14 protein-coding genes are annotated in these 14,625 nt (G+C 73.2%); 10 read left to right on the plus strand and 4 right to left on the minus strand.

Translation table 11 applies throughout. The features are described 5' to 3' along the window. Positions 1–185 precede the first annotated feature (185 nt). The 4 genes from KBB57_RS15700 to KBB57_RS15715 all read left to right on the plus strand — a co-directional run bounded on the left by KBB57_RS15700 (position 186) and on the right by KBB57_RS15715 (position 5,207). Positions 186–674: a (2Fe-2S)-binding protein gene (locus KBB57_RS15700; RefSeq protein ID WP_290752080.1), complete on the plus strand. Its 489-nt coding sequence runs from the start codon at positions 186–188 to the stop codon at positions 672–674. Positions 675–738: 64 nt separating this feature from the next. Then, positions 739–3,117 (plus strand): xanthine dehydrogenase family protein molybdopterin-binding subunit, encoded by a 2,379-nt coding sequence (locus KBB57_RS15705; RefSeq protein WP_290752082.1) that lies wholly within the window; start codon positions 739–741, stop codon positions 3,115–3,117. Beyond that, on the plus strand, positions 3,117–3,905 hold the full coding sequence (locus tag KBB57_RS15710) for an FAD binding domain-containing protein (RefSeq protein WP_290752085.1): 789 nt from the start codon (positions 3,117–3,119) through the stop codon (positions 3,903–3,905). Before KBB57_RS15705 ends, KBB57_RS15710 begins: the two co-directional genes overlap by 1 nt. 582 nt (positions 3,906–4,487) lie before the next feature. Beyond that, the gene (locus KBB57_RS15715; RefSeq protein ID WP_290752087.1) at positions 4,488–5,207 is read left to right on the plus strand and encodes a response regulator; all 720 of its coding nucleotides are present in this window, start codon (positions 4,488–4,490) and stop codon (positions 5,205–5,207) included. 30 nt (positions 5,208–5,237) lie between these two features. Here the strand turns inward: KBB57_RS15715 and KBB57_RS15720 are convergent, their stop codons facing one another. Beyond that, entirely contained in the window at positions 5,238–5,774 is a 537-nt protein-coding gene (locus tag KBB57_RS15720) for a glutathione peroxidase (RefSeq protein WP_290752090.1), read from the minus strand. Between the two features lie 123 nt (positions 5,775–5,897). Between KBB57_RS15720 and KBB57_RS15725 the strand changes: the two genes are divergently transcribed. Together KBB57_RS15725 and KBB57_RS15730 are read left to right on the plus strand one after the other, a co-directional pair. Beyond that, entirely contained in the window at positions 5,898–6,461 is a 564-nt protein-coding gene (locus KBB57_RS15725) for a hypothetical protein (protein WP_290752092.1), read from the plus strand. Positions 6,462–6,520: 59 nt separating this feature from the next. Further along, a complete protein-coding gene (locus KBB57_RS15730) occupies positions 6,521–7,087 on the plus strand; it encodes a VPLPA-CTERM sorting domain-containing protein (RefSeq protein WP_290752094.1) in 567 nt (188 codons plus the stop codon). Positions 7,088–7,194: 107 nt separating this feature from the next. On the opposite strand, the gene purB is transcribed toward KBB57_RS15730, so the two are convergent. Then, the gene (gene purB / locus KBB57_RS15735) at positions 7,195–8,499 is read right to left on the minus strand and encodes an adenylosuccinate lyase (protein WP_290752096.1); all 1,305 of its coding nucleotides are present in this window, start codon (positions 8,497–8,499) and stop codon (positions 7,195–7,197) included. Positions 8,500–8,576: 77 nt separating this feature from the next. On the opposite strand from purB, the gene KBB57_RS15740 reads away from it, so the two are divergent. The 4 genes from KBB57_RS15740 to KBB57_RS15755 all read left to right on the plus strand — a co-directional run bounded on the left by KBB57_RS15740 (position 8,577) and on the right by KBB57_RS15755 (position 12,123). Beyond that, positions 8,577–8,999 (plus strand): DUF6314 family protein, encoded by a 423-nt coding sequence (locus KBB57_RS15740; protein WP_290752098.1) that lies wholly within the window; start codon positions 8,577–8,579, stop codon positions 8,997–8,999. Next, positions 8,996–9,721, plus strand: coding sequence for a CDP-diacylglycerol diphosphatase (locus KBB57_RS15745; RefSeq protein WP_290752100.1), 726 nt, complete (start codon positions 8,996–8,998; stop codon positions 9,719–9,721). Before KBB57_RS15740 ends, KBB57_RS15745 begins: the two co-directional genes overlap by 4 nt. A gap of 37 nt (positions 9,722–9,758) precedes the next feature. Continuing rightward, complete coding sequence (locus KBB57_RS15750; protein ID WP_290752102.1) at positions 9,759–10,397, plus strand: biotin transporter BioY; 639 nt, start codon at positions 9,759–9,761, stop codon at positions 10,395–10,397. 202 nt (positions 10,398–10,599) lie between these two features. Then, positions 10,600–12,123, plus strand: a complete 1,524-nt coding sequence (locus KBB57_RS15755; RefSeq protein ID WP_290752104.1) for a helix-turn-helix transcriptional regulator — start codon at positions 10,600–10,602, stop codon at positions 12,121–12,123. Between the two features lie 4 nt (positions 12,124–12,127). Here the strand turns inward: KBB57_RS15755 and KBB57_RS15760 are convergent, their stop codons facing one another. Next, positions 12,128–13,378: an AMP-binding protein gene (locus tag KBB57_RS15760; protein WP_290752106.1), complete on the minus strand. Its 1,251-nt coding sequence runs from the start codon at positions 13,376–13,378 to the stop codon at positions 12,128–12,130. Continuing rightward, complete coding sequence (gene speB / locus KBB57_RS15765) at positions 13,375–14,427, minus strand: agmatinase (protein ID WP_290752108.1); 1,053 nt, start codon at positions 14,425–14,427, stop codon at positions 13,375–13,377. The genes KBB57_RS15760 and speB overlap by 4 nt, the downstream gene beginning before the upstream one ends. Between the last annotated feature and the right edge of the window lie 198 nt (positions 14,428–14,625).

A 14,625-nucleotide genomic window follows, 5' to 3' on the forward strand; every position in this document is an offset into this window, starting at 1 on the left:
GCCCGCGCGGGTGGGGGGGCGGGGAGCGGGCCGCGGACGGGCCCCGGTCCGCCGCGCGCCCTCGGCCGAAGGGCGCGCTTCCCTAAGCCCCGGGCCTGATCTAACGTGAGCGCAATGGCGCGCCGAAGGGCGCCCGCCCCAGCCTGCGCCAGGGTATCGAAAAGACGGCACTCAGGGAGAATGCAATGCCCAAGGTCAGCCTCAAGGTGAACGGTCGCACCGTCAGTCGCGACGTCGAGGGACGCACGCTCTTGGTGGAGCTCCTGCGCGAGGGCCTCGGCCTCACCGGAACCCACGTCGGATGCGACACGTCCCAGTGCGGCGCCTGCGTCGTCCATGTCGACGGGCTCGCCATGAAGTCCTGCACGGTCTTCGCCGTCGACCTCGAGGGCGCCGAGGTGCGCACCATCGAGGGCATGGCCAACGCCGACGGCTCGCTCGGCGTCATCCAGGCCGCCTTCCAGGACAACCACGGCCTGCAATGCGGCTTCTGCACCCCCGGCATGGTGATGAGCGCCGCGGCGCTGCTCGCCGACAACCCCGACCCGACCGAGAAGGAGATCCGCTCCTATCTCGAGGGCAACATCTGCCGCTGCACGGGCTACCACAACATCGTCAAGTCGATCCAGGCCGCCGCCGCCGAGATGTCCGCCCGTCCCGTCGCGGCCGAATAGCCCGCCGGCGCTCAGGCACGCGCCGCCGGTCAAGGCGGCCGAACCAAGGATCAGGGAGACAACGATGCCCAAAGACAGCGGGATCGGCGCGCCGACCAAGCGCCGCGAGGACGTCCGCTTCCTCACCGGCAAGGGCCGCTACACCGACGACCTCAACCGCCCCGGCCAGGCCCACGTGCATTTCCTGCGCTCCGACGTGGCGCATGGCCGGATAACGAGGCTCGACACGACGGCCGCCGAGGGGATGCCCGGCGTGCTGAAGGTGTTCACCGCCGCCGACTTCGCCGCCGTGGGCGGCGTCCCCTGCGGCTGGCTGGTGACCGACCGCTTCGGCCAGCCGATGAAGGAGCCGAAGCACCCGGTCCTCGCCGAGGGCAAGGTCCGCCATGTCGGCGATCCGGTCGCCGCGGTGGTCGCCGAGACGCTGGCGCAGGCCCGCGACGCGGCGGAGGCGATCGAGCTCGACATCGAGGAGCTGCCGGCCGTCGTCGACATGCGCGCGGCGCTCGAGGACGGCTCCGCCCTCGTCCACGACGACGCCGGAACCAACCTCTGCTACGACTGGGGCTTCATCGAGGACAACGCCGCTGCCGTAGATGCGGCGATCAAGGCGGCGCCGCACGTCGTCACCCTCGACCTCGTCAACAACCGCCTCGTCCCCAACGCCATGGAGCCGCGCGCCGCGGTCGGCGAGTACGACGCCGCCGACGACCAGCACACGCTCTTCACCACCAGCCAGAACCCGCACGTCATCCGCCTGCTGATGGGCGCCTTCGTCCTCGGCATCCCCGAGCAGCGGCTGCGCGTCGTCGCGCCGGACGTCGGCGGCGGCTTCGGCTCGAAGATCTACCACTACGCCGAGGAGGCCTTCGTCACCTTCGCCGCCAAGGTCGTCGGCCGCCCGGTGAAGTGGACCTCGACCCGCTCCGAGGCCTTCATCTCCGACGCCCATGGCCGCGACCACGTGACGCGGATCGAGCTGGCGCTGGACGACGATGGCAGGTTCCTCGCGCTCCGCACCGACACGCTCGCCAACATGGGCGCCTATCTCTCGACCTTCTCCACCTGCATCCCGACCTACCTGCACGGGACGCTGATGGCCGGGAACTACACCACGCCGCTCATCTACGTCCGGGTCCGCGCGGTCTTCACCAACACCGTTCCCGTCGACGCCTATCGCGGCGCCGGAAGGCCGGAGGCGACGTTCCAGATCGAGCGCGTCATCGACAAGGCCGCGCGCGAGCTCGGGATCGACCCGGTGGAGATCCGCCGGCGCAACTTCGTCAAGCCGGACCAGTTCCCCTACCAGACGCCCGTCGCGGTGCTCTACGACACCGGCGACTACGACGCGACGATGGACGTGCTCGAGCGCATCTCGGACCGCGCCGGCTTCCCCGCCCGCCGCGCCGAGAGCAAGGCGAAGGGGAAGCTCCGCGGCTACGGCGTCGCCGCCTACATCGAGGCCTGCGGCATCGCGCCCTCCAGCCTCGTCGGCGCCCTCGGCGCCCGCGCCGGCCTCTACGAGAGCGCCACGGTCCGGGTGAACCCCACGGGGGGCGTCACCGTCCTGACCGGCAGCCACAGCCACGGCCAGGGCCACGAGACCACCTTCGCCCAGGTCGTCTCCGACATGCTCGGGATCGACGCGGCCCAGGTCGACATCGTCCACGGCGACACCGCCAAGATCCCCTTCGGCATGGGCACCTACGGCTCGCGCTCGCTCGCGGTCGGCGGCTCGGCGATCGTGAAGTCGGTCGAGAAGATCGTCGCCAAGGCGAGGAAGATCGCCGCCCACCTGCTGGAGGCCTCGCCGACCGACATCGAGTTCAAGGACGGCAAGTTCACCGTCGCCGGCACCGACCGCGCCGTCGCCTGGACCGACGTCACCCTCGCCGCCTACGTCCCGCACAAGTACCCGATCGAGGAGCTGGAGCCGGGGCTCGAGGAGACCTCCTTCTACGACCCGGCGAACTTCACCTACCCCGCCGGCGCCTATGCCTGCGAGGTCGAGGTCGACCCCGAGACCGGCAAGGTCGACGTCCTCGGCTTCGCCGCCGCGGACGACTTCGGCAACATCGTCAACCCGATGATCGTCGAGGGCCAGGTCCATGGCGGCCTCGCCCAGGGCATCGGCCAGGCGATGCTGGAGGCCGCCGCCTACGACGAGAACGGCCAGCTCCGGACCGGCTCCTACATGGACTACGCCATGCCGCGCTCGGACGACCTGCCGAGCTACAAGGTCGACCATTCCTGCGTCACCCCCTGCACCCACAACCCGCTCGGGGTGAAGGGCTGCGGCGAGGCCGGGGCCATCGGCTCGCCGCCCGCCTTCGTCAACGCCGTCCTCGACGCGCTCAACTCCGGCGGCCACAAGGTCGCCCATATCGACATGCCGCTGTCGCCGTCCCGGGTCTGGGCCGCGATTCAGGGAGGGAACGCCTGATGTACGCCTTCGAGTTCGTGAAGCCGAAGACCATCGCCGAGGCCGTGGCGGCGCTCGCGGCCGAGGACGCCCAGGCCCTCGGCGGCGGCCAGACCCTGATCCCGACCCTGAAGCAGCGGCTGGCGAGCCCCGCCGTGCTGGTCAGCCTCGGCGGCATCCCGGAGATGCGCTTCGTCCGCGCCGAGGGCGGGCGGCTCCGCATCGGCGGCGGCACGCCCCACGCCGTCGTCGCCCGCGAGGCGCGCAAGGCCTACCCGGCGCTGGCCGAGCTCGCCGGCCTGATCGGCGACCCGGCCGTGCGCAACCGCGGCACCATCGGCGGCAGCCTCGCCAACAACGACCCCTCGGCCTGCTACCCCTCCGCGGCGCTGGCCTCGGGCGCGACCATCGTCACCAACGCCCGCGAGATCGCCGCGGACGACTTCTTCCAGGGCCTGTTCACCACCGCGCTCGAGCCCGGGGAGATCATCACCGCCGTCGACTTCCCGGTCCCGCAGCGCGCGGCCTACCGGAAGTTCATCCAGCCCGCCTCGCGCTTCCCGCTGGTCGCGGTCTTCGTCGCGCAGGGCGCGGACGGCGTGCGGGTCGCGGTCACCGGCGCCTCCGAGAGCGGCGTCTTCCGCTGGACCGAGGCCGAGGCGGCGCTGGGCGGCGACTTCACCGCCGACGCGGTCAAGGGCCTGAAGGCGAGCGCCGACGGCCTGATCGGCGACCTGCATGGCACGCCGGAATACCGCGCCCACCTGATCGGCGTCATGACCGCCCGCGCCGTCGCCGCCGCGGCCTGACCCCGCGACCCGCCACGGCCCCTTCCCGGGCCGTGGCGCCTTCCCGCCGCCTCGCCTCGGCGACCGTCTTCGCCGCGCCGGCCCGGCCCGCACCCGGACCGCCCATGGCCCCTGCCCCCCGGGGCCGCGGCCGCTTTCCCGGCGGACCTCGCCTCGGCGACCGCCTTCGCCGCGCCGGCCCGGCCCGCACACCCGGACCGCCCATGGCCCCTGCCCCGGGGGCCGCGGCCGCTTTCCCGGCGGACCTTGCCTCGGCGAACGCCTTCGCCGCCCGCACACGCCGGACCATCCGTGGCCCCCGGGGCCGCAGCCGCTTCGCCGCGCCCGACCCGGCCCGCACACGACGGGCCGGCCGCGGCGCCTGCTCCGGCGTCGTGGCGGCTTCCCCGCCGCCTCGCCTCGCGGGCGCGCCGTCACAGCGCCGACCCGTGCGCAGGCCGCGCCCCGACCTTCACCGCTCCGCGGCGGCCGGGCGCCGGATCGTCCACGCCCCCGCCCCGCGCGCGCACCCCCTTAACCTTCCGTTAGCCAAGCCGCCGCACAACTCGGGAGGTTTGACCATCCCGCAGGAGCGCCCGGCCCATGTCGTTCACCGAATCGGACATCCAGTCCCGGCTCCAGGCGGGCTTCCGCCGCCAGTGCCTGTTCGCCGTCACCATCCTCCTCGTCGAGGACAGCCGCTCCGCCTCCGAGGCGATCCGGCTGATGGCCGCCGAGAGCGGCGCCCGGGTGCGGCGCGCCGACAGCCTGCACGCCGCCGCCCGCCACCTCGCGATCTACCGCCCCGCCGTCACCGTCATCGACCTCGGCCTGCCCGACGGCGACGGCATGGCGCTGGTGCGCCAGCTCGCCGGCGCCACCCCGCCCTATGGCGGCATCGTCGCGATGAGCGGCCGCGACCGCGCCGAATGGCGCGGCGAGGCGCTGATGGCCGGCGCGACCGCCTGCCTCGAGAAGCCGATCCCCTCGCTCGCCTATTTCCAGGACGTCATCCTCGGCGTGCTGCCGGACGCCGCCGCCCGCCGCCGCGACGACCGCGACATCGCGGTCGCCGGCCGCGCCTCGGTGCAGGCCGCCTTCGTCGAGGATCTGAAACGCGCGCGCAGCCTCCTCGTCGACGCCGCCGTCGCCCGCGACGCCGAGACGGTCGCCTATTGCGCGCAGTTCCTCTCCTCCTGCGCCGAGATGCTCGGCGACGCGCCGCTCGCCGCGGCCGCCGCCCGCCCCCGCGACGGCGGCGGCCTCCTCGCCTGCATCACCGCCCGCCTCGAGGACGCCGCCCGCCAGGTCGACGTGGCCTGACGGCCCCCGGCGCGACCGGGACCTTCCCGCCTACTCCGCCAGCGCCGCCTCGATCGCGCCCGTCAGCTCCGGCGATTCCGGCTCGACCGTCGCCGGGAACGCGCCGGCGATCCGGCCCGACCCGTCGATCAGGACCTTGTAGAAGTTCCAGGTCGGCGCCACGCCCTGCGCCGCCGCCCAGCGATAGAACGGGTGCGCGTCCTCGCCGGTCACGTCGGTGATCGCCGCGATCGGGAAGTCGATGGCGAAGTTCACCTCGCAGAACTCCTTCACCGCCGCGTTGGCGCCGAGCTCCTGCCGGAAGCTGTCGGACGGCACCCCGACCACCGTCAGCCCCGCGGCGCGATAGCGGTCCTGCAAGGCCTGCAACCCGTCGAACTGGTCGACGAAGCCGCAGCGCGAGGCGGTGTTCACCACCAGCACCGGACGCCCGGCGAGCTCGCCGAGCACGATCGGCCGCCCGTCGATGCCGTCGAAGCGGAACGCGCCCGCCACGCCCGCGTCGCTCCCCGCCGCGACGGCATGGGCGCCGGCCAGAAGAAACGCGATCGTCGTGAGCCTCGGCATCCGCAAGCCCTCCCTGCGACGCCCCGATGCTAGCGCATCGGCCCGGCCCTGTCGCGGGGCCTCGCAACGCCCTTGACGGAATCGGACGCTTCGGCGAGGCTAAAAAGAACAAAGGGGGGGTGAATGTTCCGGACAATTCTTGTCGCCGCGGCCGTCGTGGTCGCGACCGTCGCATCCGCCGGCGCGGCGCCGCTCGCCTGGCGCATCGCCGGGACCGGCGCGGGCACGCTCGACGGCGCCGACTGGTCCGGCCGCTTCGCCTTCACGATCCACGGCGACAGCGCCAACCATGTCGACGAGTTCGGCGTGAACGTCGTCTCGCCCCTCGACAGCGTCGCCCTCCGCATCGCCGGCGTCGGCACGGCCGTCCTGCAGCCCGTGACCTCCCTCGGCTACAACGACCACGAGGGCGTCGTCTTCCTCGGGCGCGTCGGCGACACGGACCTGTTCAATTTCGACGTCGATGCGCCGATCGACCTCGCCCGCCACTTCGCGCCGGTGATCGGCCGCCACGTCTACGCGCTGAACCAGTTCCTCGACGTGCCGACCTCGCTCGGCGCGCTCACCTTCGACACGTCCTCCGACGTGGCCTTCTCCGCGGTCCCGCTTCCGGCGGCCGCGCCGCTGCTCGTCGTCGCCCTCGCGGGCGCCGGCCTACTCGCGGGGGTCAGGCGCCGCGCCGCCTGACCTGCCCGCTTCTCGCCAGAACGGCCCTTCCCACCCAGTCTCACGGGAGGCCTCTGGCCATGCGTCGTCTTGCCTTGTTCCTGCTCGCCCTCACCCTCGCCGCGCCGGCCTCGGCCGCGACCATGACCTGGCGCATTTCCGGCCACGGCGCCGGCACGCTCGACGGCGACGCCTTCGACGCGCCCTTCGCGCTCGTGCTGCGCGGCGACACCGGCGCCTACAGCAACGGGCGCCTCAAGGTCGTCTCGCCGCTCGACCGGGCGGAGCTGCGCATCGACGGGATCGGCGCCGCCGAGATCGCCGTCCCGACCCGCCTCGGCTTCAATCCGGGCAACCGCGTGGTGTTCTTCGCCCACGAGCGCGGACAGGACCTCTTCGACTTCTTCGTCGACCAGTCGCTGCGGCTGAACACGAAGCTCGGGCCGATCGCCGGCTTCGGCGTCTTCGCCCTCGACCAGTTCGACGTCCCCACCTCGCTCGGCCGGGCGACCTTCGAGAGCGCCACGAACGTGCAGTTCTCCGCCGTCCCGCTCCCTGCCGCCGCGCCGCTCCTCCTCGGCGGCGTCGCCGGCCTCGGCTTCCTCGCGCGCCGCCGCAGGGCGCCGGGCGTCGCCGCCGCGGGTTAACGCATCCCGAAAAAGTGGCAAGCCGGATTCCAGCCGGATTCCAGCCTCGTTCCAGCCACGATTTTTCCAGCCATTCCAGAAGGATGGCCACCTGCGCGGGGCGCGCGTCACGCCGCCCCGAACACCCTGGCGAAGATCGTGTCGACGTGCCGCGTGTGGTGCCCGAGGTCGAACAGCGCCGCGATCTCCTCGGCCGAAAGCGCGGCCCGCACCTCGGGGTCGGCGAGCAACTCCTCCTGGAAATCCTTGCCTTGCTCCCAGACCTTCATGGCGTTCCGCTGCACCAGCGCGTAGCTGTCCTCGCGGCTTACCCCCTTCTGCGTCAGCGCGAGAAGCACGCGCTGCGAATGAACGAGACCGCGGAACTTGTTCATATTGTTCAGCATCGTCTCCGGATACACCACCAGCCGGTCGATCAGCCCCGTCAGCCGCGCCAGCGCGAAGTCCAGCGTCACCGTCGCATCCGGCCCGATCACCCGCTCCACCGACGAGTGCGAGATGTCCCGCTCATGCCACAACGCGACATTCTCCATCGCCGGCACGACCGCCATCCGCACCAGCCGCGCCAACCCCGTCAGGTTCTCGCTCAGCACCGGGTTGCGCTTGTGCGGCATCGCGCTCGAGCCCTTCTGCCCGGGCGAGAAATACTCTTCCGCCTCAAGCACTTCCGTGCGCTGCAAGTGCCGCACCTCGATCGCCAGCCGCTCGATCGACGAGGCGATCACCCCGAGCACCGCGAAGAACATCGCGTGTCGGTCGCGCGGAATGACCTGCGTCGAGACCGGCTCGACCGAAAGCCCCATCTTCTCCGCCACATGCGCCTCGACGCGCGGGTCGACGTTCGCAAACGTCCCCACCGCCCCCGAGATCGCACAGACCGCCACCTCCGCCCGCGCCGCCTTGAGCCGCTCCCGGCCGCGCGCGAACTCCGCATAGGCCTGCGCCAGCTTCAGCCCGAACGTCGTCGGCTCCGCATGGATGCCATGGCTCCGCCCGATGGTCACGGTGTCCTTGTGCTCGAAGGCGCGCCTTTTCAACGCCTTGAGGAGCGCGTCGAGATCCGCGAGCAGGATGTCCGCGGCCCGCGCCAGCTGCACCCCGAGGCAGGTGTCGAGCACGTCCGACGAGGTCATCCCCTGATGCACGAACCGCGCCTCGTCGCCGACATGCTCGGCGAGATGCGTCAGGAAGGCGATCACGTCATGCCTGGTCACCGCCTCGATCTCGTCGATGCGGCCGACGTCGAACTCGACGTCCCGAGCCTTCCAAACCGCCTCCGCGGCCGCCTTCGGGATCACCCCGAGCGCCGCCTGCGCGTCCGCCGCATGGGCCTCGATCTCGAACCAGATGCGAAACCGCGTCTCCGGCGACCAGATCGCCACCATCTCGGGGCGGGAATAGCGCGGGATCATGGCGGCCTCCGGACGCTTTGAGGGGGAGCGGGCCGTCTGATAGACTGCGCGCGCGCGGCTCACAAGCGAGGAACGGGATGCGGTTGTCGGCCTTCGAGGGCGAGTGGGAGCTGACGCGCGACATCGACGACGCCCGCGCCGGCCAGCGCGGCCGCTTCGTCGGCCGCGCCCGCTTCACCCCCGCGCCCGAGGGCCTGCGCTACCGCGAGGAGGGCGCGCTCACCCTCGGCGACGGTCCGGCGCTCGCGGCCAGCCGCGACTATCTCTGGCGCGCCGGCCCCGAAGGCGCCATCGACGTGCTCTTCGCCGACGGCCGGCTCTTCCACAGCTTCCGCCCCGCCGATCCCGCTCCGGCGGCGGAGCACGACTGCCCCCCGGATCTCTACCGCGTCCGCTACGACTTCGCCGCCTGGCCGCGCTGGCAGGTCGCCTGGCGGGTCAGCGGCCCCCGCAAGGACTACGACATGCTGAGCCGTTTCCGCCCCGCGGGCGCGCCATGACCCGCGCCCGCGCCGCCCTCCTCGCCCTTGCCCTCGCCGCCTGCGCGCTCCCCCCGCAGGGCGCGGGCCCCCGCTCGGACGGGCTGATGCGCCAGATGCAGTCCTGCCTCGCCGATCCCGGCCAGGGCGGCGCCTGCACGATCGTCGCGCCCGGCCGCGGCTTCGTCGTCGTCAAGGACGACAGCCCGGAGAAGCCCCTCGCCTGGCTGATCGTGCCGTCGAACCCGGAGGTCACCGGCATGGAGGATCCGGCGATCTTCACCGCCCCGGTCGCCGGTTTCTGGCGCGAGGGCTGGCAGGCCGGCCGCCGCCTCGTGCCCGTCCCGCCCGCCGACCTCGCCCTTGCGATCAACTCCGAGGCGGGCCGCACCCAGAACCTCCTCCACATCCACATCTCCTGCGTGGACCCGAAAGTGCGCGCGGCCATCGCCGCCGCCGCCATCGGCCGCGGCTGGGCGCCGGGGCCGACCCTCGCCGGCCAGGACTGGCAGGCGCGCCGCGTCGACAGCCTCGACCCCAGCCCCTTCCTGCTCCTGCGCGAGCTCCCCGGCGCGGCCGAGGCCCCGGGCCTGTGGTCGCTCGCCGCCCTCGCCGCGCCCGGCGGCGGCTATGTCCTCCTCGCCGGCAGCAGCCGCCCCGGCGCCCCGGCGACGGCCGAATCGCTCCTCGACGAGACCTGCGGCGACCGACATGGTGGACAGCCGCGCGCCCATGCGGCATGAACGAAGCCGACACGGATCCCAACGCAGCGGAGCGATCATGGCCGACACCGCCTCCCGACACGTCCTGACCGAAGCGATCTGGCCGGCCCGAGGCGCCGGGCTCTGGGTCAAGCGCGCCGTGCTCGTCGTCGCCGGCATCCTCGCGCTGACGATCGCGGCCAAGATCAAGGTCCCGGTCTGGCCCTCGCCGGTGGCGATCAGCCTCGGCACCTTCGCGGTCCTGACCATCGGCGCGGCCTACGGCCCGCGCCTCGGGCTCGTCACCATGCTGGGCTGGCTCGGGCTCGGCGCGGTCGGTGCCGACGTGTTCCAGAACTCCGCCTCCGGCGCGACCGGGATCGCCTACATGATGGGCGCGACCGGCGGCTACCTCGTCGGCTACCTGCTCGCCACGCTGGCGCTGGGCTTCGCCGCGCGGCGCGGGCTCGACCGCAGCATCGGCGGCATGGCGGTGGCGCTCCTCGTCGGCAATGCGCTCATCTATATCCCCGGCCTCGTCTGGCTGCACCACCTCGTCGCCACCGGGCTCTTCGATCCGGCGAAATACGCCTCCGTCTGGGACCAGACGCTGGCCTGGGGCCTGACCCCCTTCCTGATCGGCGACGCGCTGAAGCTCGCCCTCGCCGCGCTGGCGGTGCCCGCCCTCTGGAGGCTGGTCGGCGACGCGCGCGCCTGAGCCCTCCTCCCTGACGACCGCGCGGCGCGCCCCCCCGGGGGCGCGCCGCCGCGTTTTCACGGCGCGACGAAATCCTTTTGCGACTGCGCGCGACAGGAGTATCCTCACCCGCAACCCTCGGGCCGGGCCGCAATTTCTGACCAGACCCCGGGGCGCCTGACGCCTACCCGCATTGTCTGCCCGAAGCATCGGAGCATGGGACATGGCCAGGTTCGCCCAAGCGATCGGCGCCGCCTTCACTGCCCTCGGCCGCATCCTCGGCACGCTCTTCGGCGCGCTCTGGATCCTGCTGCTGCTCGCGCTGACCATCTGGCTCTCGGTCGGCTCGCTCGCCGCCATCCAGGTCCGCGCCCAGCTCGCCGAGGACGAGCAGGAGCTCTCCTTCAACGACGTCCAGCGGGCCTACGAGAAATACCAGGAGCGCAAGGCCCAGATCGACCGCCGCCTCGAGGCGCACGACGCGGTCGCCGAAGCCTTCCGCGACGTCGACGGCGCCGTCGAGGCGATCTACCGCCGGCTCGTCTCCGACGAGCTGCCCGACGGCTTCAACCCGGTCGCGTACTCCAGCACACCGGAGTTCATGACCCAGGCCGAGGCCTGCGCGCCGCAGCGCGCCGCCGCCGCGGACCCCGGGTCGTTCGCCGACGCCAGCGGCGCCATCGACCCTGCCGCCGCCCCGGACCCCGCGCCGCCCGGCGACGACGCCGTCGCCCCGGAGCCCGCCGCCACGCTGGCGGACGCCGAGGATCCCTGCCCGCTCTTCGCCGACTACGACCGTCTGCTGTCGCGGGCCTTCCAGATCGACCCGGCGGAGAGCGCCGCCTCCTACGAGGCCGCCCTGCTCGAGGCGCAGGAGCAGACCGACGAGCTGCAGAGCCAGGAGCACCTCTTCAAGCACTTCAGCGCCTACGAGTTCTTCCAGTTCATCGGCGCGCCGAAGCTCCTGCTCATCCCCTCCGAGGTGCTCGTCCTCGTCGTCACCATGGCGATGGGGGTGCTCGGCGCCGCGGTCTCGATGACCTGGCTCTTCATCCGCCAGGACGGCAGCATGACGGCGCGCCGCTTCCTGATCCTGCCGCTGATCGGCGCGGTCAGCGCCTTCATCGTCTTCATGTTCGTCCGCGCCGGCCAGCTCACGCTCACCACGGGCGACGCCGAGGACTCGCTCAACCCCTTCGTGCTCTCCTTCATCGGGGTGATCTCGGGGATGCTGTCGGAGCGCGCCTACAACCGCATCACCGAGGTCGGCACCAGCTTCTTCGACGTCGACGACGGGCAGCCGCGCTGGGGCTGCCGGCTCAGCGACGCGTTGCAGTCGGCCGGGGTGTCGGAGGCGGAGCTCGCCCGCTATCTCGGGGTCAGCGAGGAGGAGGCCGGCCGCATCGTCAAGGAGGCCACCACCGCCACCTTCGAGCAGCAGCGCCTGATCGCGGCGGCCCTGCGCCGCACCGTGCGCGAGATCTTCACCGACGTGCCGCCCGACGCGCCGTCGAGCGTCGCCGCGGCGCCGAGCGTGGCCGTGCCGCCGCTCGTCGGCCTCGACGCCGCCGCCGCGGCCGAGGCCCTCGCCGCCGCCGGCCTCGCCCTCGGCGAGACGGCGACCGCCGCCGACCCGGCCGCGCCGCCCGGCCAGGTGCTGGCGCAGCGCCCGCCGGCGGAGACCCGCGTCGCGCGGGGCGCCCGCATCGACCTCACCGTCGCCGGGGAAGACCCGCAGCCGACCTGACCGCTCAGCTCGCCGCCCGCGACACGCCGGCCATCGCGTCGAACGCGAGGCCCGCGGCGCCGCCGTCCCGGCCGAGGAGGGTCACATAGCCCTCCGCGTCGATCGCCGCGCGATCGCCGGTCGCGAACCAGCCGTCCGCCCCGGGCCCGGCCGTCCCCTCCGGGTCGCGCCAGTAGCCGCGGAAGACCCCGGGCCCCTGCGCCTCCAGCGCCCCCGCGGCGTCCGGCCCCAGCGCCCGCCCCTCGGCGTCCACGACGCGCAGCCCGACGCCGGGCAGCGCCCGGCCGACCGACCCCGGGCAGCGGGCGCCGTCGAGCCCGTCGGCGGCGACCACCCCGGTCTCCACCGTGCCGTAGCGCTCCAGCACCCGGGCCCCGACCCGCGCCTCGAAAGCGGCGAGGACGAGCGGCGGCATCGGCCCCGCGCCCGCGACGAAGAGCCGCATCCCCGCCGCCGCCGCCCGCGTCAGCCGCCGGCTGCCCAGCAGCCCGGCATAGAGCGCCGGCCCGCCCATCAGCACGCTCGCCCGCGGCAGCAGCCCGATGACCGCCTCCGCGTCGTGCCGCGGCAGCAGGATCGCCCGCCCGCCGTTCATCAGGATCGGGTTCAGCGCCACGAAGAGGCCGTCCGCCTGATGCAGCGGCAGGGCGTGAATCAGCACGTCGCCGGACCGAAAGCCCCAGAGCCAGTGCAGCGCGGCGGCGTTGGACCAGAGGTTGTCGTGGCTGAGCATCGCCCCCCGCGGCCGCGCGCCAGCAGCCTCGCCATAGACGATGGCCGCGACGTCCGCGCCCGCCCGCAGCGCCACCGAGCGCTCCGACGGCAACCCGACCGCCTCGGCGGTCAGCCGCCCGGTCCCGTCCGCCGCCAGCGTGTAGACCGCCGCCCCGGCCGCCGCCGCCACGGGGGCGAGCTCCGCCTCCGCCGCCGGCTCGCAGACGAGGAGCCGCGGCTCCGCATCCGCGACGATCCCCGCCAGCGCCGCCGGCGCCGCGGCCGGATCCAGCGGCACGAAGACCGCCCCGGCCTGCAGACAGGCAAGATAGAGACAGACCGCCTGCGGCGAGGCGCCGACCTGCGCCGCCACCCGGTCGCCCGGCGCCACCCCGGCGGCGCGCATCAGCGTCGCGAGCCGCCCGGTCAGCTCCAGCGTCTCCGCAAGGCTCCAGCGCCCGCCCTCGACGGTCTCGAGCAGCGTGGCGCGGCGATCGGCCGGGAACCCGTCGGCAAGCCGGGCGAACAGGTTGCCGTTCATGCGCGCCCCGCGATCGAGGGGCTGAACGCCATCAGGCTCAGGATCTCGAAGAGCATCTGCGCCCCGGCCTGCGCCGTGTTGGTGGTGGCGTCGTATTGCGGCGCCACCTCGACCACGTCGCCGCCGACGATGTCGAGCCCCTTCAGGCCGCGCAGGATCGCCTGCGCCTCCCTTGTGGTCAGGCCCCCGATCTCCGGCGTGCCGGTGCCCGGCGCGAAGGCCGGGTCGAGCACGTCGATGTCGAAGGAGAGATAGACGGGCCCCTGCGCCACGGCGCGGGCCTTCTCGATCACGGCGGGGATGCCCATCTCGGCGACTTCCTCGGCATGGATGCAGGTCATCCCGCTCTCTGTCGCGAACTCGTAAAGATATTCTGACGAGCCGCGCAGGCCGATCTGGATCACCCGCTCCGGATCGAGCACGCCGTCGAGCACGGCGTTGCGAAACGGCGCGCCGTGGTTGAACCGCTCGTTGTCGAACGGCCCGCCCGTGTCGGAATGCGCGTCGATATGCACGAGCCCCACCGGCCGGTCGCGCCCCACGGCGCGCAGGATCGGATGGGTGATCGAATGATCGCCCCCCACGGTCAGCGGCGCCGCGCCGGCGTCGACGACGCCGCGGATCCACGCCTCGATCGCCGCATGCGAGGCGTGGAGGTCGTAGCGGCTCGGAAACGGCACGTCGCCGACATCCGCCACCGCGAGCTCATAGGTCGGCGCGCAGTCGAGGAAGTGGTTGTAGGGCCCGATCCGCTCGATGGCGCGCAGCGCCCGCGGCCCGAAGCGCGCGCCCGGTCGGTTCGACACGCCGATGTCCATCGGCGCCCCGGAGATCGCCACCGCGAGCCCGGAGAAGTCCGGCGCGGCGCGATCGACCTGCCGGAACGGCGCGCTCAGGAAGGTCGGCACCCCGACCCAGGGCGCCGGCCGCGCGCCGCGGCTGAACACCCGCTCGGCGACCTTGGCGAACTTCGGGTCGTACATCCGCCCGCCGGGATCGTCCCCGTAGCGCTCCCGGAGCCGCGCGAGCTTCGTCTCGTCCCAGGCCATGTCGTCCTCCCGAGCTTGGTGACCGCTACGCCGATCAGTGCCGGAAGCCGGACGGCCGGGCAATGGCCGACAGGCGCCCCGGCCCGGCCGCCCGCGCCGACGCCCGGCCGAGGCCGCCGCCGGCGCCGCGATCCCCCTTCAGGCATTCATACTGGCTTGAAATCTATCGAGCAGGCGCCTCCCCGCCAACGGGCGGGG

The sequence above is a fragment of the Amaricoccus sp. genome (assembly GCF_017993425.1).
Lineage (GTDB): Bacteria > Pseudomonadota > Alphaproteobacteria > Rhodobacterales > Rhodobacteraceae > Amaricoccus.